At 42.6% G+C, this 18,046-nt stretch carries 17 protein-coding genes, 2 tRNA genes and 1 pseudogene; 9 read left to right on the top strand and 11 right to left on the bottom strand.

Annotation, left to right across the window (positions count from 1 at the left end):
- Positions 1–96: 96 nt before the first annotated feature.
- The gene (locus tag FW774_RS02415; protein ID WP_187774781.1) at positions 97–294 is read right to left on the bottom strand and encodes a hypothetical protein; all 198 of its coding nucleotides are present in this window, start codon (positions 292–294) and stop codon (positions 97–99) included.
- 200 nt (positions 295–494) lie between these two features.
- Positions 495–2,099, bottom strand: a complete 1,605-nt coding sequence (locus tag FW774_RS02410) for a beta-N-acetylhexosaminidase (protein WP_149346555.1) — start codon at positions 2,097–2,099, stop codon at positions 495–497.
- A gap of 208 nt (positions 2,100–2,307) precedes the next feature.
- On the opposite strand from FW774_RS02410, the gene FW774_RS02405 reads away from it, so the two are divergent.
- The 3 genes from FW774_RS02405 to FW774_RS02395 all read left to right on the top strand — a co-directional run bounded on the left by FW774_RS02405 (position 2,308) and on the right by FW774_RS02395 (position 3,848).
- Positions 2,308–3,042, top strand: coding sequence for a DNA-formamidopyrimidine glycosylase family protein (locus FW774_RS02405; RefSeq protein WP_149346554.1), 735 nt, complete (start codon positions 2,308–2,310; stop codon positions 3,040–3,042).
- A 437-nt stretch (positions 3,043–3,479) separates the two neighbouring features.
- Positions 3,480–3,553, top strand: a tRNA-Met gene (locus FW774_RS02400).
- 46 nt (positions 3,554–3,599) lie between these two features.
- On the top strand, positions 3,600–3,848 hold the full coding sequence (locus FW774_RS02395) for a GIY-YIG nuclease family protein (protein ID WP_149346553.1): 249 nt from the start codon (positions 3,600–3,602) through the stop codon (positions 3,846–3,848).
- Positions 3,849–4,075: 227 nt separating this feature from the next.
- Here FW774_RS02395 and FW774_RS02390 read toward each other — a convergent pair whose 3' ends face one another.
- On the bottom strand, positions 4,076–4,495 hold the full coding sequence (locus FW774_RS02390) for a hypothetical protein (protein WP_149346552.1): 420 nt from the start codon (positions 4,493–4,495) through the stop codon (positions 4,076–4,078).
- 279 nt (positions 4,496–4,774) lie between these two features.
- On the opposite strand from FW774_RS02390, the gene FW774_RS02385 reads away from it, so the two are divergent.
- Both FW774_RS02385 and FW774_RS02380 read left to right on the top strand, forming a co-directional pair.
- A complete protein-coding gene (locus tag FW774_RS02385) occupies positions 4,775–5,116 on the top strand; it encodes a nucleotidyltransferase family protein (RefSeq protein WP_410522721.1) in 342 nt (113 codons plus the stop codon).
- Positions 5,106–5,444: a DUF86 domain-containing protein gene (locus FW774_RS02380; RefSeq protein ID WP_149346550.1), complete on the top strand. Its 339-nt coding sequence runs from the start codon at positions 5,106–5,108 to the stop codon at positions 5,442–5,444. The genes FW774_RS02385 and FW774_RS02380 overlap by 11 nt, the downstream gene beginning before the upstream one ends.
- Before the next feature lie 837 nt (positions 5,445–6,281).
- Here the strand turns inward: FW774_RS02380 and FW774_RS02375 are convergent.
- Positions 6,282–6,587: a hypothetical protein gene (locus tag FW774_RS02375; RefSeq protein WP_149346549.1), complete on the bottom strand. Its 306-nt coding sequence runs from the start codon at positions 6,585–6,587 to the stop codon at positions 6,282–6,284.
- A 251-nt stretch (positions 6,588–6,838) separates the two neighbouring features.
- Positions 6,839–6,948 (bottom strand) — tRNA-Asp (locus FW774_RS02370).
- A 159-nt stretch (positions 6,949–7,107) separates the two neighbouring features.
- On the opposite strand from FW774_RS02370, the gene FW774_RS02365 reads away from it, so the two are divergent.
- The gene (locus FW774_RS02365) at positions 7,108–7,593 is read left to right on the top strand and encodes an Lrp/AsnC ligand binding domain-containing protein (RefSeq protein ID WP_149346548.1); all 486 of its coding nucleotides are present in this window, start codon (positions 7,108–7,110) and stop codon (positions 7,591–7,593) included.
- 79 nt (positions 7,594–7,672) lie between these two features.
- On the opposite strand, the gene FW774_RS02360 is transcribed toward FW774_RS02365, so the two are convergent.
- The 5 genes from FW774_RS02360 to FW774_RS02340 form a co-directional block, all read right to left on the bottom strand.
- Positions 7,673–8,656, bottom strand: a complete 984-nt coding sequence (locus FW774_RS02360; RefSeq protein WP_149346547.1) for a pyruvate dehydrogenase complex E1 component subunit beta — start codon at positions 8,654–8,656, stop codon at positions 7,673–7,675.
- Positions 8,657–8,840: 184 nt separating this feature from the next.
- A complete protein-coding gene (locus tag FW774_RS02355; protein WP_149346546.1) occupies positions 8,841–9,584 on the bottom strand; it encodes a zinc ribbon domain-containing protein in 744 nt (247 codons plus the stop codon).
- Positions 9,584–10,681 (bottom strand): Nif3-like dinuclear metal center hexameric protein, encoded by a 1,098-nt coding sequence (locus FW774_RS02350; RefSeq protein WP_149346545.1) that lies wholly within the window; start codon positions 10,679–10,681, stop codon positions 9,584–9,586. Before FW774_RS02350 ends, FW774_RS02355 begins: the two co-directional genes overlap by 1 nt.
- A 61-nt stretch (positions 10,682–10,742) precedes the next feature.
- Positions 10,743–11,174 (bottom strand): hypothetical protein, encoded by a 432-nt coding sequence (locus tag FW774_RS02345; protein ID WP_149346544.1) that lies wholly within the window; start codon positions 11,172–11,174, stop codon positions 10,743–10,745.
- A 117-nt stretch (positions 11,175–11,291) separates the two neighbouring features.
- Positions 11,292–11,702: a DUF4199 domain-containing protein gene (locus FW774_RS02340; RefSeq protein WP_149346543.1), complete on the bottom strand. Its 411-nt coding sequence runs from the start codon at positions 11,700–11,702 to the stop codon at positions 11,292–11,294.
- 192 nt (positions 11,703–11,894) lie between these two features.
- Here FW774_RS02340 and FW774_RS02335 point away from each other — a divergent pair, with 192 nt between their 5' ends.
- From FW774_RS02335 to mfd, 3 genes and pseudogenes are all read left to right on the top strand, one after another.
- Complete coding sequence (locus FW774_RS02335; RefSeq protein WP_149346542.1) at positions 11,895–12,188, top strand: nucleotidyltransferase family protein; 294 nt, start codon at positions 11,895–11,897, stop codon at positions 12,186–12,188.
- 177 nt (positions 12,189–12,365) lie between these two features.
- Positions 12,366–12,533: pseudogene (locus FW774_RS20825) on the top strand (DUF86 domain-containing protein); the annotation flags it as partial.
- A 140-nt stretch (positions 12,534–12,673) separates the two neighbouring features.
- The gene (mfd, locus tag FW774_RS02325; RefSeq protein WP_149346541.1) at positions 12,674–16,027 is read left to right on the top strand and encodes a transcription-repair coupling factor; all 3,354 of its coding nucleotides are present in this window, start codon (positions 12,674–12,676) and stop codon (positions 16,025–16,027) included.
- A gap of 193 nt (positions 16,028–16,220) precedes the next feature.
- On the opposite strand, the gene typA is transcribed toward mfd, so the two are convergent.
- Positions 16,221–18,026, bottom strand: coding sequence for a translational GTPase TypA (gene typA, locus FW774_RS02320; protein ID WP_149346540.1), 1,806 nt, complete (start codon positions 18,024–18,026; stop codon positions 16,221–16,223).
- Between the last annotated feature and the right edge of the window lie 20 nt (positions 18,027–18,046).

Raw genomic sequence — 18,046 nt, 5'->3', positions numbered from 1 at the left:
TTTTATAAAACGGCCAGGCAAACCCTATCTCTTTTTTGTAAGTTTTTTCACAAATTATTAACGAACGCACCCTTTCCACAACATGGGTTTTGATTTTTAAACAGCAGGATTAAGATTTGAAGCGGAACGGTTCCTGCTGCTATCAGGTTTTCCTCCCGCTGTCCATTCATACGCCTGCAAACCCGCCCCGATACCTCGTGGGCATTCCCCACAAGGCCGGTATCCATTCCCATCGGGGCTATCAATACTTGCACTGCCATATACCGCTTTTAACTCATTGAAATCTCTCTCCAAAAGTTCATTATACCAAATTAATAATTGTGTTTTCGATGGCTTTCAAAAAGAAAACAAACTTGGCTTGGTCGACCTGAACTATCGCCCTGCCTAATTTTAATATTTAATATTGATATAATTTTATACTAACTATATATCAGAAGCTTCCAATTCTACTACATCTGGTTTCCTGTCCTGAGGCTTTATATCTGACAGCGACCTCAATATTTCTTCAATATTTCGGTACTGTAACTGCTTTTCCATAAATTATAACGCCTGAACTGCACCAGCAGCTTATCTTGCAATGCAGCCCGGTTTCGTTTTTCTTTCGGACTCCAGACTACCTCACTGAAAGCGCTTAAACGCGGAAAGATCATATACTCCACTTTAGATGGATTAGCCATGTACTCTGTCCACACGTTGGCCTGCGCTCCCCAGATATAACGGCCTTCTTCGGCGCTGAGTTGCGCCGGAACAGGCTCATAAGCATATACCGAATCCAACGGCAAGTATTTGGCGGTAGTAACCGTCAGCGAATCTTCGTGCAGGGATTGCGGGTGATCAAAATAGCAATATTTACTGGGCGACATGATTACCTGATGATGCTGTTTAGCCGCGGCAATACCACCTTTTATTCCCTGCCAGCTCATTACCGTTGCGTTAGGCGCCAAACCGCCCTGCAAAATCTCATCCCAACCGATAATTTTTTTACCATGCGCATTAACAAACTTCTCAACCCGGTTTACAAAATAACTTTGCAGGCCTTCTTCATCCTTTAAATGATGCTTTCGGATAAAATCCTGCGTAGCCTTTGATTGCTGCCACCACTTTTTAGCACATTCGTCGCCGCCAATGTGAACATATTCTGACGGGAATAGATCCATCACTTCAGAAAGTACATCTTCCAGGAAACGGAATGTTTTTTCGGACGGAACCAGCACATTGTTAAACTTATTGAATATGCCCCAGGTTGTCGCCACTTCCTTCGGCTCATCAGGCGTTGTACTCAGCTCAGGAAATGTTGCCAGCACAGCCATACAATGTCCCGGCATATCAATTTCGGGAATAATGGTGATATAGCGTTTAGCTGCATATTGTATCACCTCCCTGATCTCGTTCTGGGTATAATATCCGCCATAGCGTATGCCATCATTTCCCTTGCCGGGATACTGGCCAATAAGCGTTCCTTTACGCCAGGCCCCAATCTGTGTTAATTGCGGGTATTTCTTTATCTCGATACGCCAACCCGAATCATCGGTTAAGTGCCAGTGGAAATAATTCATTTTATGGAGGGCGATATAATCGATATATTTCTTGATAAAGCTTACCGGAAACATGTGCCGGCTGACATCCAGGTGCAATCCGCGGTAAGCAAACCGCGGGTAATCCCTGATATGCGCCGCGGGTATCGTAAGTGCAGCGGCGCTATCGGTTGGCAGCAACTGTATCAGTGTTTGCATGCCGTAGAAAATACCGGCATCATCATTCCCCGTTATGTGGATCGTATGCTCATCCGAATCAAACGTATATCCACCCTTAACTGTATCGGCCGTATCTTTTTTAAAAACAATAGTGTTTCTTAGATCTGCACTGTTGCGGGTTATATCAATTTTCAGATGATAATATTCTTCGAGATACTGTAAAAAGAAAGCTGCCGAATTGACGGCTTCATTCCCGGCTAAAACCAGCTTGGTTTGAGCATTGATAATAAAATCGTTCTGACCGGCTTTCAAATTAGCTTCTACCGGTTCAGGAATAATGGAAATTTTCTGTGCAAAAAGACTGGTACTGCAAAGCAGGAAAAAGAGAAAGGTGATTTTTCGCATCTGTTGGTCAAGTAAAAACTCAAAAGTAAAAATTATCTTCGATGAGCTGGGCAGGAACCGGTTCAGAAACCAAAGCACCGGTTTTCTTTATATCTGAAGACAGGAATGTTGCAGAGCCTCCAATAGCTTTTGCTCCGTTATCTCACTTACAACTTTAATTACATTCGGCTGTTATTCCCTCATATCTCTGCTAACCGAAAATAGTGCTATGCCCGAAGGACCCTCTATTGTAATATTAAAAGAAGCTGTTCAGCCCTTTAAAGGCGAAAAAGTAATATACGCTGGTGGAAACACACAAAAACTGGATCCGGCCCGTATTGAAAACCAAACCGTTACTGATTTTAAAAGCTGGGGAAAGCATTTTCTGATCTGTTTCCCTGATTTTACCGTACGCATCCATTTTATGCTTTTTGGCTCATACCGCATCAACGAGCACAAGGAGACACCTGCCCGGCTAAGCCTGCAATTTCAACATGGCGAATTAAATTTTTACGCCTGTTCCGTACAGCTTATTGAGCGTCCGCTGGATGAAGTTTACGATTGGTCTGCTGATGTGATGAATGAACAGTGGGATGCGCAAAAAGCTTTGCAAAAGCTCCGGAAGAAACCGGATATGCTGGTATGCGATGCCCTGTTAAACCAGGATATTTTTGCCGGGGTTGGCAACATCATCAAAAATGAAGTATTGTTTCGTATCCGGGTACATCCCGAAAGTAAAACAGGCAAATTACCCGAAGAAAAACTACAGGAACTTGTAACCGAAGCCGTGACGTACAGTTTTGAATTTCTGTACTGGAAAAAGGAGTTTACCCTTCGTAAACACTGGCTGGCACACACTAAAACCATTTGTCCGCGGGATCATGTTCCCTTTCATAAAGCGTACTTAGGCAGAACACATCGGCGCAGCTTTTTTTGTACCATTTGCCAGCAGTTATATATTTAATGCAGTTTTACACAATGAGGTTTGTTTTAATAATAACAGAACCCTATCTTTGCATCGCTAAAATTGACAATCATAATGGCGGGGTAGCTCAGATGGTTAGAGCGTAGGATTCATATCCGCCAAAGGGCGGACGGCAGTTCGAATCCGCTGTATGTTTAACGAGGAATAATAATCCTTGATAATTTGAAATATTACCTGGCGGGGTAGCTCAGATGGTTAGAGCGTAGGATTCATATCCGCCAAAGGGCGGACGGCAGTTCGAATCCGCTGTATGTTTAACGAGGAATAATAATCCTTGATAATTTGAAATATTACCTGGCGGGGTAGCTCAGATGGTTAGAGCGTAGGATTCATATCCGCCAAAGGGCGGACGGCAGTTCGAATCCGCTGTATGTTTAACGAGGAATAATAATCCTTGATAATTTGAAATATTACCTGGCGGGGTAGCTCAGATGGTTAGAGCGTAGGATTCATAACCCTAAGGTCGGCAGTTCGATCCTGCTCCCCGCTACTTAATAGAAAGTCCAACTTTTGTTGGGCTTTTTTATTTTTTGAGTATGTTTACCGTTTATGTTTTACATTCTAAACAGTTCAATAAAATATACATCGGTTATACCTCAGATTTAAACAATCGACTGCTTTCACACAACCAGTTGGCAACTAAGGGATATACCGTAAAGTTTAGACCCTGGGAAATTATCTATACTGAAATATTTGCGACTAAAACCGAAGCCATAAAGAGAGAAAAGCAGCTGAAATCGGCTACAGGACGAGACTTTATAAGAAGGCAATTGCTAATGCAATAGATGCATCACCATTAACGGTAGCCCAGATGGTTAGAGCGCAGGATTCATATCCGCCAAAGGGCGGACGGCAGTTCGATCCTGCTCCCCGCTACTTAATAGAAGAAGCCGTCTCATAAGTCAATTATGAGGCGGTTTTTTATTTTTGAGTATGTTTAACAGATTATCTGTATGTGAAATAGCCTCAAGCAAAGCTCTTCTCCGTTGGTGTATGTTATGACTTTTATTATTTAAATCTGTGTAATAACGATATATCTTTCTACTACCCGATGGTGTCCTATACTAAAAATAGGCCTCAACTGTTCCTCAAACGGACAATCACCAAACGCATATTCAATACTGTAATGCAGCAACATATCACAATGCAGGTAACAGTAGGAACTGGGTGTCATGAAGTAGTGTACATCGAACAGGTCTGTAGTATCATAGCGGCAATCCCTGTCCTCAACAACACGTTCAGCTTCGGGTAAGGTACGGTATAGCGCTTTGGCCTTATCTGTTAGCTGCCGGTAGAGCAATTCCACACAGCCGTTGTGTACTTTGATGTGTTTAACCGCACGTTCTGCTCTCAGCCATAACTTTCTCCGCTTAAATGGGTTGGATGGCTGACGAATGCGTAATGAATACTGTACGAATGCTATTTCTTTCATGGTAATTACTTTTAGTGAATAAATGCTGTATAACTATTTACTTTTCATCGACATCCGGAGAGGGGTTGATATCGGCCATTCCTGCTCCCGGACAGCACATACAACGTTTTTACAGGTGGATAAGCAGCTTAGTTACTGTAGTTCACGTTAAAGTTTTATTTACTAATAGAATGGGTTGGGCAGTACTACTATATATTATAAGCAGCTTTTTTATGAATTTGAGGAGGGGGTGTTTTAAGGGCGGTGTAGCATAGGTTGTATGGCTTGCATACGGATATCTTGCAAAGATTTTATAAATTTGAATGTAATTATACGTTAATGGACAGGTTCAGGCGCTATATAGCAGATATTGAGAAACTTTGTAAGCAATACAAGGTTAAAAGCCTGTATGCTTTTGGCTCTGTGCTTACCAACAACTACAACAATCAAAGCGATATAGACCTGATTGTTGACTTCTCGAATGTTGCGGTAGAAGATTATGCGGATAACTACTTTGATTTCAAGTTCTCATTAGAAGATATGTTTCAACGCCCTGTTGACCTGCTGGAAGAGAAAGCCATTAAAAACCCTTACTTCAAACAAGCTGTAAACCAGCAAAAGCAACTTGTGTATGGACAATGAGGTTAAAGCCTGGCTTTATGATATCCTGAATGCCATTGTGGAGATAGAAAGCTTCTTTGCAGACTGCCCTAAACAGATTGCCCACTATCAGAACGATTTACGTACCAAGCGGGCTGTTGAGCGCAACATTGAAATTATTGGTGAGGCAATAAACAGGATATTGAAACATACAACTCCTGTGGAGGTCAGCAATTCTCGTAAGATAGTGGATGCCAGAAACCGCATCATTCACGGCTATGATTCCTTATCTGATGATGTGGTATGGAGTATTATTATAAGGTATATCCCTGTGTTGAAAGCAGAGATAGAAGCTTTGTTGGAAGAGTAAGAGTAGCTTAACTATTTTCAATAAGTCTTTATACCTAATAGAAAACAACGATACAGGAAAAAGCTGTTCTTAACAGTTGGAAACCAAAATTATCTGTATTCTATTAGGTATTATCTTCATACTACAATCATTTCCATCTGAACTTTAATCCATATCCGTTGTAAGTAATACCAGCTATGTAAGTCAGTTATAGATTTAATACACCCCTCTAAGTAATCTACTATTCCCCTATGAAACCGGTCAAAAATGCGTATCTTTATATAAAATCAGTCAGGTAGTAACGTTTCAGTATACCATCATTATTCCAGATTTCTTTTCCTAATAAGATATACCACAACATCGTTAATGACCATGTGCAGGAGAACCTATATTTTAAAACCCAGTTTTGGCAATTTAGCTGAACAAGGGTTACAGTACAAAGACATCTTAGTTTATGTCGCAATCAGATCATTCTACAACACCCAGGATAAATATTGCTATCCAAGTCAGAACGCTATCATTGAAGTTACCATTGTCAGCAGCTTTCATAGCCTGGATTTAGATTCTTCTGCTTTCTCCTTCGCGGTGATAAAGTTCCAAAGGCTGATAGCCTAACTTTAATGCAATAAAGTTCATCAACATACGCCCAACCCTTCCATTGCAAAAACTATAGTTTTGACGTGAAACATTGCAAAAAGCCTTGTTTTGTCAGGTTAATGCTGTAAAATGATATGTTATGAACAATGGCAATACCTTATTATCTATTAGGTACTAATAGCTGCAAGAAATAGTCAAACCCACTGGCAAACTGCACGCTGAAGTCTTATCCGCTACCTTACCTTTTTATGTGCTAAGAAGTTATTGATCGATTAAGTCTGCCATCAATGAGCCTTCTGTTATGACATATTGAAAGGATTTAGTTTGATGATCATACCTATGGGTTTTCAGCATAGAATCTAGGTAATCATAGATATCATTTGCTTTCTTACGCTTTTCGGCCAGGGACTGCCCATTGATGTTAAGCTCTCTGGACTCGCGGTATAAGTACCTTTTACTATCAACATAATAGTAGAAGTAGACAAACCATTTATCAGTTAGTCTCTTTCCGACAATGTTAGGTGTCTTGCATGTAGGATTCAATGCATAATCTGAAATTGCTTTCATCTTAGTAGGTTTAAGAGGCTCAGCAGCATAATATAAGTAGTGATTGATGCTCAGAAAAAAAGTGAATCAAAAAGTGAATCGCTTGATCAAAATATTTGTTTAAAGCCCATCTGAGAGGGTAGAAAGTTATAGCTTTGACTGTAGACCGTTTCAACTTTTGGTCTAAATAGTTGGCCTATAAACAAAAAAAGAGACGTTGATGGGCAACGTCTCAAACTAACCAATTATAAACCTAAATTAAACGAAAGGTGCTGTAGGGGAAGGAGTCGAACCTTCAAGGAGTGGTTAGTTCATTGCTGAATTTCCCAGATTCTCCGCCACCGAGACAAGGAGGTGTGTCTGCCAGTTCCACCACCCTACAAAGATCGAAGCAGTTGCTTTAGCGATTACCGTTTCAGCGTTTGCTTGATACAAATGTACGGCAAAAATCTAATTCGTTGCAAATATTTTAATGAAATATTTTAATTTTTATTAATTTTTTATTTACTTAGCCTTTCGATTAGAAGCATTTAAAAAATACATGGAAAAACGGCTGCAAAATTTAGGAATTGACAATCTGGACTTGCAGATTCTTTCATTCCTTTTAGAGGATGCTACCATTGCCTATACTGAAATTGCCAAACGCTTGATCGTTTCGGGCGGTACCATACACGTGAGGATGAAGAAAATGCAGGATATGGGCATTATCAAAGGCTCAAACCTGATTATCGATGCACAAAAGATCGGTTACGATGTATGCGCCTTTTTGGGTATATTCCTGGAGAAGGGTTCTATATATAAAGACGCGGTAGAGCAGCTTAAAAAGGTGAACGAAATTGTAGAGCTGCATTATTGTACCGGTGCTTACAGTATGTTTGCTAAAATCATCTGCCGCGATACTAATCACCTGCGCCACGTGCTGAATGATTCGATACAGGCCGTAGAGGGCATACAACGTACCGAAACGTTTATCTCGCTGGAGGAAAGCATCAAACGCCAGATATGCCTGGATAACCTGGATGTTTAAATAAAAGATTTTTTTACAGCAAAGCCCGGTTTGAATAAACCGGGCTTTGTTATTATAAATAGGATATGTTGAATACCTGTTATTTCAAATACAATACGCTTTTTACCGCAGCTATTACGCGTTCGGAATTAGGCAACGCTTCTTTGATCAGGGTTGGTGCATAAGGTAACGGCGTATCGGCCGATACCACACGGATAACAGGTGCATCCAGGTAGTCAAAGGCATCTTTTTGTACTTTGAAAGAAATTTCGGTAGCAATAGAGCCTAACGGCCAGGCTTCTTCTACAATAACCAGCCGGTTGGTTTTCTTAACCGAATTGATAATGGTATCGTAATCAATAGGTCTTACAGTACGCAGGTCAATAACCTCGGCATTGATACCCTCTTTGGTAAGCTCTTCTACCGCCGGATTAACCACCCGGGTCAGCATTTTACCAAACGTAACAAGGGTCACATCACTGCCTTCCTTAACGATGTTGGCTTTACCCAGCTCCAGGTAATATTCTTCTTCGGGTACAGGTCCCTTATCGCCATACATCAGCTCTGATTCCATGAAAATTACCGGATCAGGGTCGAGGATAGATTGCTTTAACAATCCTTTAGCATCGTATGGCGTAGCGGGAACTACAACCTTCAGACCGGGTGTGTTGGCATACCAATTTTCAAAATTCTGAGAGTGCTGCGCTCCTAACTGTCCGGCGTTCCCGGTTGGGCCGCGAAATACAATAGGAACAGAAAACTGCCCGCCGCTCATAGAGCGTATTTTAGCAGCGCCGTTAATGATCTGGTCTATGGCTACCAACGAGAAATTAAACGTCATGAACTCAACAATGGGTTTTAAACCGTTCATGGCAGCCCCGGTTGCAATGCCGGCAAATCCCAGCTCAGCAATAGGCGTATCAATAACCCTTTTGGCTCCAAATTCATCCAGCATACCCTGGCTTACTTTGTAAGCGCCATTGTATTCGGCTACTTCTTCGCCCATTAAAAATATCGCTTCGTCTTTGCGCATTTCTTCGCTCAACGCTTCGCGAAGGGCTTCTCTGAACTGAATTTCTCTCATTATATGTTATATCAAATTTCGGAACGCAAATATAAGGCAGTAAACTTGTAAATCCAACCGCATGAAATTCTGTATGAGTTTTTATGACACACACATTGTTAAAGCTATATCTTCGCTGATAGTGTATGAAACAAAAAAGCGACCGGTTAATCCGGTCGCTTTATATACTTTAAAACAATTGTGTTTATGCGGGAACTACTTCGTGTGCCAAAGCCTCGTCAATTAAAATACGGCCGCAGTGCTCGCAAACAATAATTTTTTTGTGCTGCTTAATATCCATCTGGCGCTGTGGAGGGATCTGGTTAAAGCAACCGGAGCAGGAGTCACGCTGAATGGTTACTACCGCCAGGCCGTTTTTAGCATTTTTACGCAGGCGCTTATAGGCGGTAAGCAAGCGATCTTCAATATGCTCCTCGGCTTTTTCAGCTTTCTCTACCAGGTCTTCTTCCTCTTTCTGCGTTTCGGCAGTAATGGTTTCAAGCTCAGTTTTTTTCAGATCCAGATCTTTTTTACGCTCTTCGAGGTTGGCCAGGGCCTTTTCGTAAACTTCCGTCTTATTGGTGATCTCAAAGCTATGTTCCTTGATTTTTTTCTCAGATACCTGGATATCCAGACCCTGGATCTCTATCTCTTTGGTGATGGCATCATACTCGCGGTTGTTCTTTACTTCGTTAAGCTGCGCTTCGTACCGCTTAATAGCAGCCTGCGCATCCCTGATGGTATTTTTACGCGTTACAATGGCATCTTCCAGGTCATCCAGTTCATTTTTGATTTTCTGAATACGGGTTTCAAGGCCGGCAACATCATCCTCCAGGTCTGCAACTTCCATAGGCAGCTCGCCACGTACCCGGCGTATCTTATCTATTTGAGTATGGATTGTTTGTAGCTCGTATAATGCTTTTAATTTCTGCTCTACAGTTTGTTCCATTAATATAAGTATTGTATGGGGTTTGTATTTTCTTCTGTTAAATGGAGTGCAAAGTTAGGAAATTTTTTTTGAATAATTTCCAATAACAATTGTTGCGTAAACTGCTCACTTTCAAAATGTCCCACATCGGCTATTACAATTTTTCCATCAGCATCAAAAAACTCGTGGTATTTATAATCGGCCGTGATGAATACATCGGCACCTGCCGCAATGGCCTGTGGCAATAAAAAACTGCCGGACCCACCGCAAACGGCTACTTTTTTCACTTTTTTATTTCGCAAGGCCGTATGCCGGATCACGCTTCCGCGAAGTTTTTGTTTTATCATACGCAGAAAATCTATTTCATCGGTCTCTGCATCCAGCCAACCCACCATACCGGCGCCAACCTGCTGCCAGGTATTAGCCAGGGAATAAATATCATAAGCCACTTCTTCGTAAGGATGCGCTTCTAACAGCGCCAGCACGATCGGGCGCTCTTTCTCTGCCAGGAAAATCGTTTCTATACGAATCTCGGGTTCATGATGCTGTTCACCGATATTTCCTGTAAAAGGCCGGGTATTACCACCAGCTTTAAAGGTGCCGAAGCCATCGGCATTAAAGCTACATTCCGAGTAATTACCAATATTACCGGCTCCCGCGGCAAACAGGGCATTGCGCACCTTGTCGGCATGGCTTAACGGACAAAAAGTAACCAGTTTTTTTAGCAAGTTGCCTTTCGGCGATAATATGGAATAGTTTTTTATTCCCAAAACTTCGCAGATACGGGCATTAACACCGGTATGTACGTGATCAAGATTGGTGTGAATGGCATAAATGGCCACATCATGCTTAATGGCCTTCATCACCACTCGCTCTACATACGTTTTGCCCGTAAACTTCTTTAATCCCTTAAACACAATGGGATGATGTGAGATCACCAGATTACAGCCTTTGCGGATGGCTTCGTCTATTACGGCCTCCGTACAATCTAAAGAAATAAGAGCGCTGCCAACTTCCGCATCCGGACGTCCTACAATTAAACCGGAATTATCGTAATCTTCCTGGTAGGCCAGGGGCGCCTGGGTTTCAAGAAAGCGGGTTATATCCGAGAGTACCATGTGTGAAGTTAAGAGTAAAAGGTTAAAAGTAAAAAGTTAAGCTGTCTGTCATCAATACGGTTTAAACCACCTGTTGGTCGCTGAGATTGTTTTCAAGCACTTTGCGATACCAGTTAATTTTCATCCAGTACCGGATAAAGAAAATAAGCCCGGTGAACGACAGGAGGAACAGCAACGTCATGGGCATAGGCATATAAATCAGTATAGACATCATAGCGTATACCATTCCGGGCCAGAAGCCGGGGTTTTCGTCCACGTCATAATCCCGCGAAAGCAATTCCAGCTTTAAGGATTTTGCCATACCATTTACCACGAAAAAGTTCAGAACGATGTTTACAACCGGCACCAACAGCAGCCATATCAGGTTGCCGTTCAAACTGCGGTTAACCGGATCTACCTGTGCCAGTGCTTTTCTAAGGTCTATACAAAAAAACAGGTAAATAAGCGTGTTAATAATAAACGCGATAATAAGAACTGTTATTTCTGAGGGCATACCGGGTTACTTTAGCCCAAAGGTACGGAGACTGCCGTCCAAGTCAAAAATTAAAAGCTCCAAAAGTGCAGGCAAAGCGCTAAGCCTTTTTGATTTTTAATTCTGTTTTGATTAGCATTACAATCGCTTTTGCTTATTCATCAGCAGCAAGGCCACCATTAAATCAAACAGTATTCCAACCACTCCGCCGGCGCCCATACGCCAGATATAGTCGGTTTTTAAATCGGGAGCTACATAATTGAAATACATCACTAAAAAAAAGGCAGTTATCACCGCTCCCACTACCAGGATTTTAAACCCCTCGAATAACCCTTCAAAAAACTCCATTGTCCCGTCGTTTTCATTATCTCTGAAATTCTGCACGCCAAAATACAAACCGGCAAGAGGAATTAATAACGAAGCGTATTCCATCCAGTGAATTTCGCCATATTCCCTGCTGTAGTTGAAAACTCCGGCAAAGTGCATAATAAGCAACCATATTCCGCTGGCTACCCCAATTACCAATCCGTATAAAATTGCGTTTCTCATACTTTATTTTTTTAATATTTATTTAACATCCGGGATATTAAATTGTTCCTGTTATACGAATAATTTATTCAAAGGGTTTCCATCTTACGCAAGTTGTATTTACTGACGTTCAATCTACTATGTGTTTAATTTATTGAAAATTAACTACCTTTGATGTTGGACGCATAGTGAAAATACCTATACGAACTCATTATGAAATACTCCAGGGAAGACATTATTAAACGGCTTAAACAATTAAAGCCATCACTACAAAAACGCTATCCCATTAGTGAGTTGGCATTATTCGGTTCCGTAAGCCGTAACGAACACACAGAAGCGAGTGATATTGATATTCTGGTTAGCTTTAATGGAACAATAGGCATGGGTTTCTTTAAATTGGCTAATGAACTGGAAGATGAATTTCAAACTAAAGTAGATGTCATATCCCGAAAAGGTATCAAACCGCATTATCTGCCCTATGTTGAAAGCTGTTTAATTCATATATGAGCCAACGTAACATACGGCTTTGGCTAATTGATATCCGGGATTCGATTGACAATATATTATTGTTTACCGAAGGACTGGATTTTATGAAGTTTGATACGGGCATAGTAGTTAAACATGCTGTACTCCATAACTTTACGATAAGCAGTATCCAAGTTACCGGATTCTCTTAAAGAAGATTATCCTGAAATACCCTGGCGTGAAATAAAAGGTTTTCGGAATTATATTGTACACGAATACTTTGGATTAGATGCCGATATTATTTGGCAAATTATTCAAACGGATTTATCAATGCTTAAAAGCAAAATAGATCATATCATTGTGTCCCAAAACGACTTCGATTTGTAAGAACCTACCCATTTAATCCGCTGTAAGTGTGGGTACCCATTTACAAAAGCAACGGCACAACCATTCGAAATACATCCGGGCTTTGGAGTTTTAACTTTTCACTTTTTAATTAACCGTATATTTGCACCGAAAATTTGATTGTGAACGCCAGGGATATTTTAAACACGTATAAAGAGGATGAGCGGGTTACCTTACTTGCCAAAGCGCTGAACAGCCGCAACAGCCGGGTACATCTTAAAGGACTTATTGGTTCCAGCGATGCTATAGTTGCCCTGGCCTTGTATTTTTTACAGCACCAGCATCTTGTTTTTGTATTGCCCGACAGGGAGGAAGCGGCTTATTTTCAAAGCGACCTGGAAAACCTGCTGGATAAGGAAGTGCTGTTATTTCCGTCTTCGTATCGCAAGCCCTTTGACTTTACTCAAACCGACAGCAACCATGTGCTGCAACGTGCCGAGGTACTGAACGAGCTTAACCATACGGCAGAATTCGGCAGGCTGATTGTAACTTATCCCGAAGCCCTGGCCGAAAAGGTGATAAACCGGGATGAGCTGGAAAAAAACACGCTTGAAATTACCACCAACCATAAGCTGGACATTGATTTTATCAACGAGTTCCTGATTGAATACGATTTTGAGCGGGTGGATTTTGTGTACGAGCCAGGCCAGTTTTCCATCCGGGGCGGCATTGTAGATATCTTTTCTTTCTCGCATAACCTGCCATACCGTATCGAGTTTTTTGGTGATGTTATCGAGAGCATCCGCACGTTCGATATTGAGGACCAGCTTTCGGTGGAAACCGTAAAGAGCGTTACCATTGTTCCTAATGTACAATCCAAGCTGGTTACCACGCAGAACATTTCGTTCCTGGAATATATTGAAGCTAACTCGGTAATCTGGTTGAAAGACGTTCAGTTTACGCTGGATATTATTAAAGAAGGATACAAAAAGGCCGGCCAGTTGTGGAAAGCCCTTTCGGCTAGCGATAAGCAGCAGAACCCGGAATGGATAGATCCGAAATTCAGCTTCAGCGACGAAAAGCTGATAGCCGACCAACTGCATGATTTCGCCCTGGTAGAATTTGGAAAACAGTTTTTCTATACGCCCACGGCAACCGTAACCTTTGATATCAAGCCGCAGCCATCTTTTAACAAAGATTTCAACCTGCTTATCCACAACATCAGGCAAAACGAGGATCAGAAAATTGCCAACTTCATTTTTACCGATTCGCCTAAACAGATAGAACGGCTGTACAGCATTTTTGAGGATATTGACCGCACCGTAAAATTTACACCGGTTAATGTATCGCTACGCGAAGGTTTTGTTGATCACGAGCTGAAAATTGCCGCTTACACCGACCACCAGATATTTGACCGCTATTACAAATATAAGCTCAAAAAGGGATACGCCCGTTCACAAGCCATCACACTAAAGGAATTACGTGAGCTTAAGCCGGGCGATTTTATTACTCATATCGACCACGGTATTGGTAAATATGCCGGTCTTGAAAAAGTAGAAGTAAACGGCAAGATCCAGGAAATGATACGCCTGGTATATGCCGATAATGATTTGCTGTATGTAAACATCAATTCGCTGAACCGAATATCCAAATATTCAGGTAAGGAAGGCGCTGTGCCACGAATGAACAAGCTGGGTACCGACACCTGGGAAAAGCTGAAAAAAACTACTAAAAAAAAAGTTAAGGATATTGCCCGCGATCTGATCAAGCTCTACGCTCTGCGCAAAGCACAAAACGGCAACGCGTTCAGCCCGGATACGTACCTGCAAAATGAGCTGGAGGCTTCGTTCATTTACGAAGATACGCCCGACCAGGTGAAATCTACCGCCGACGTAAAGCGGGATATGGAATCGCCACACCCCATGGACCGGCTGATTTGCGGCGATGTGGGCTTTGGCAAAACGGAAGTAGCTGTACGTGCCGCATTTAAGGCCGTAACCGATAGCAAGCAGGTTGCCGTGCTGGTTCCAACCACCATCCTGGCCCTGCAGCATTATAAAACCTTTACTTCGCGTTTGGCGGATTTTCCATGTACTATTGATTACATCAATCGCTTTAAATCTACCAAACAGATCAAAGAAACACTCGAAAAGCTACGTGAAGGAAAAGTGGATATCATCATCGGCACACATCGCCTGGTGAGTAAGGATGTAAAGTTTAAGGATCTTGGCTTATTGATCATTGACGAGGAGCAGAAATTTGGCGTGGGCGTAAAAGAAAAGCTTAAGCAACTGCGTGCCAATGTAGATACGCTGACACTTACCGCGACGCCTATCCCCCGAACGCTGCATTTCTCGTTAATGGGCGCCCGCGATCTTTCCATTATTTCTACTCCACCACCCAACCGGCAGCCGGTAGTAACCGAGTTGCATGTGTTTAATGAGAAGCTGATCAAGGATGCCATTGAGTTTGAATTGGATCGCGGCGGCCAGGTATTTTTTATCCATAACCGGGTGCAGGATCTTCCCCAACTGGCCGGGTTGATCCATAAGCTGGTGCCCAAAGCCCGTATCGGTTTGGCTCACGGGCAATTGGAAGGCGATGCCCTGGAAGATGTAATGCTCCAGTTTATCAACGGCGATAAAGATGTGCTGGTAGCCACCACCATTATTGAGGCCGGCCTTGATATTCCCAATGCCAATACCATTATCATTAATCATGCACATATATTCGGGCTGAGCGACCTGCACCAGATGCGTGGCCGCGTAGGACGCTCCAATAAAAAAGCGTTTTGTTATTTACTAAGTCCGCCGTTGTCCACACTTACGCCCGAATCACGCAAACGTCTCAGCGCCATCGAAGAATTTTCTGACCTGGGAAGCGGGTTTAATGTGGCCATGCGTGATTTAGACATCCGCGGAAGCGGTAACCTGCTTGGCGCCGAGCAAAGCGGCTTTATTGCCGAAATTGGCTTTGAAATGTACCATAAAATACTGGATGAGGCGATACAGGAGCTTAAAGACGATGAGTTTAAAGGCTTGTTCGCTGATGAAAAACCGCGACCTGCCGTTAGCTTTACCCAGATTGATACCGACCTGGAGGCACTCATCCCCGACAGCTACGTAACCAATATCACCGAGCGCTATAACCTGTACACCGAACTCTCTAAACTGGAAAATGAAACCGAGCTGGAGCTATTTGCCAAACAGCTTACCGACCGATTTGGCCCGATGCCACAGCCGGTTAAAGAATTGCTGAACACCATGCGCCTGCAGTGGCTGGGTAAAGAGATCGGCTTTGAGAAGATCTCATTTAAGAAGCATTTGCTGAAGGGATATTTTGTTTCCAACCAGCAATCGCCCTATTTTGAAAGTCCGCAGTTTGACCGTGTTTTACAATTCGTGCAGCAAAACCCGCACCGCTGCAATCTGAAGGAAGTAAAAAACACACTCCGTATAGCGTTTGAGCATGTTCAGAACGTAGAAGAAGCCCTCATTATCCTGAAATCACTAACTTTACATAGCGTAAGTTCTTAACTGAATTAACGTTTTGTGCATATTTGAATATGCAAATTAACAGGGAATTAATCGCACAGATCCAGTCGCGGCTCGGGCAAAATAAAGTTATCCTGATATTTGTATAATTAAAAATTCAGACAGCTTTGCAAAGCTGTCTGAATCTAAGAGTGCATTTATTAGCTATAAAACCCTTAGCAGGCTTCATTAACCATTACTGAAACTTTTTCGCGTTTATCTTGCGCTCGTTTTCTGTCAGGTAAATTTTCCGGAGGCGCATGCTTACCGGCGTTACTTCGATGTATTCGTCGGACTGAATGTATTCCATAGCTTCTTCCAGCGAAAACTTAATGGCCGGAGCAATACGTACGTTATCATCACTTCCCGAAGCCCGCATGTTGGTCAGCTGCTTGCCTTTAACTATGTTAACCACTAAATCGTTGTCACGGATATGTTCGCCCACGATCTGGCCTTCGTACACATCCACACCCGGATCTACAAAGAAACGTCCGCGATCCTGGAGCTTATCAATAGAATATGCCGTTGTCTGTCCCTTTTCCATCGATACCAAAACACCGTTCAGACGACCCGGAATGGTGCCCTTCCAGGGCTCGTATGCTTTAAAGCGATGCGCCATAATCGCCTCACCGGCTGTTGCCGTTAGCACGTTATTACGCAGACCAATGATTCCCCGCGACGGGATTTCAAACTCAAGATGCTGTAAATCGCCTTTAGGTTCCATTACCAGCAGCTCACCTTTGCGTTGCGTAACCAGCTCAATTACTTTACCCGAAACATCTCCCGGAACATCAACTATCAGCGTTTCAACAGGCTCACATTTTACGCCGTCGATCTCCTTAATGATTACCTGTGGCTGCCCAACCTGTATCTCGTAGCCTTCGCGACGCATCGTTTCAATTAACACCGATAAGTGCAGAATACCTCGTCCGTACACCAGGAAAGCATCCGGCGATTCGGTTTCAACAACCTTTAAAGCCAGGTTCTTTTCCATCTCTTTATACAAGCGCTCTTTAATACGCTGCGAGGTTACAAACTTGCCTTCTTTACCAAAAAACGGCGAGTTGTTGATGGTGAACAGCATGTTCATGGTCGGTTCGTCGATCTTAATTACCGGTAATTGCTCCGGTGCGTCAAAATCGGCAATAGTATCGCCAATTTCAAAACCTTCAATGCCCACTACGGCACATATATCGCCCGATTTTACCTCGGCAACTTTTACTTTACCTAATCCTTCGAAGGTATACAGTTCTTTTACCCGAGATTTCAGGATCTTACCATCACGCTTGATCAGCGATACCGGCTGGTTTTCTTTTATGCTGCCGCGATGTACCCGGCCAATGGCGATACGTCCCACGAATGAAGAATAATCCAGGGATGTGATCTGCATTTGCAATGTTCCCTCATTAATAGGTGCTGCGGGTATTTTTTCTAAGATAGTATCCAACAAGGGAAGAATATCCTGCGTAGGCTGTTTGTAATCATAGCTCATCCAGCCTTGTTTGGATGATCCGTATATTACCGGGAAATCCAGCTGCTCTTCGGTAGCTTCCAGGTTGAAGAACAGCTCAAATATCTGCTCGTAAACTTCTTCGGGACGGCAATTTTCTTTGTCGACTTTATTAACTACTACAATTGGCTTTAATCCCAGTGAGAGCGCTTTTTGCGTTACAAAACGGGTTTGCGGCATAGCGCCTTCAAAAGCATCGCATAACAGTAAAACGCCATCGGCCATTTTCAATACCCGTTCTACCTCGCCACCAAAATCGGCGTGCCCGGGTGTATCAATAATGTTGATCTTTACATCTTTATATTTTACCGATACGTTTTTAGAAACGATGGTAATGCCCCGCTCACGCTCTAAATCGTTGTTGTCAAGAATCAGCTCGCCTTTTTGCTCGTTCTCGCGAAACAGAGAGCAGGTATGTAATATTTTATCAACCAGTGTAGTTTTACCGTGGTCAACGTGTGCTATAATGGCAATATTCCGGATTTTCTGCATGCAAATGCCTTTTTAAAATT

It is taken from the genome of Pedobacter sp. BS3 (genome assembly GCF_008274585.1).
GTDB lineage: Bacteria > Bacteroidota > Bacteroidia > Sphingobacteriales > Sphingobacteriaceae > Hufsiella_A.
Note: the sequence above shows the minus strand (reverse complement) of the source record. Positions and strands in the feature narration are given on the sequence as shown.

Excerpts from the sequence above, each read along its gene's own strand:
- FW774_RS02410 (WP_149346555.1), bottom strand. The coding sequence starts at position 2,099 with ATGCGAAAAATCACCTTTCTCTTTTTCCTGCTTTGCAGTACCAGTCTT.
- FW774_RS02405 (WP_149346554.1), top strand. The coding sequence starts at position 2,308 with ATGCCCGAAGGACCCTCTATTGTAATATTAAAAGAAGCTGTTCAGCCC.
- FW774_RS02395 (WP_149346553.1), top strand. The coding sequence starts at position 3,600 with ATGTTTACCGTTTATGTTTTACATTCTAAACAGTTCAATAAAATATAC.
- FW774_RS02390 (WP_149346552.1), bottom strand. The coding sequence starts at position 4,495 with ATGAAAGAAATAGCATTCGTACAGTATTCATTACGCATTCGTCAGCCA.
- FW774_RS02380 (WP_149346550.1), top strand. The coding sequence starts at position 5,106 with ATGGACAATGAGGTTAAAGCCTGGCTTTATGATATCCTGAATGCCATT.
- FW774_RS02375 (WP_149346549.1), bottom strand. The coding sequence starts at position 6,587 with ATGAAAGCAATTTCAGATTATGCATTGAATCCTACATGCAAGACACCT.
- FW774_RS02365 (WP_149346548.1), top strand. The coding sequence starts at position 7,108 with ATGGAAAAACGGCTGCAAAATTTAGGAATTGACAATCTGGACTTGCAG.
- FW774_RS02360 (WP_149346547.1), bottom strand. The coding sequence starts at position 8,656 with ATGAGAGAAATTCAGTTCAGAGAAGCCCTTCGCGAAGCGTTGAGCGAA.
- FW774_RS02355 (WP_149346546.1), bottom strand. The coding sequence starts at position 9,584 with ATGGAACAAACTGTAGAGCAGAAATTAAAAGCATTATACGAGCTACAA.
- FW774_RS02350 (WP_149346545.1), bottom strand. The coding sequence starts at position 10,681 with ATGGTACTCTCGGATATAACCCGCTTTCTTGAAACCCAGGCGCCCCTG.
- FW774_RS02345 (WP_149346544.1), bottom strand. The coding sequence starts at position 11,174 with ATGCCCTCAGAAATAACAGTTCTTATTATCGCGTTTATTATTAACACG.
- FW774_RS02340 (WP_149346543.1), bottom strand. The coding sequence starts at position 11,702 with ATGAGAAACGCAATTTTATACGGATTGGTAATTGGGGTAGCCAGCGGA.
- FW774_RS02335 (WP_149346542.1), top strand. The coding sequence starts at position 11,895 with ATGAAATACTCCAGGGAAGACATTATTAAACGGCTTAAACAATTAAAG.
- typA (WP_149346540.1), bottom strand. The coding sequence starts at position 18,026 with ATGCAGAAAATCCGGAATATTGCCATTATAGCACACGTTGACCACGGT.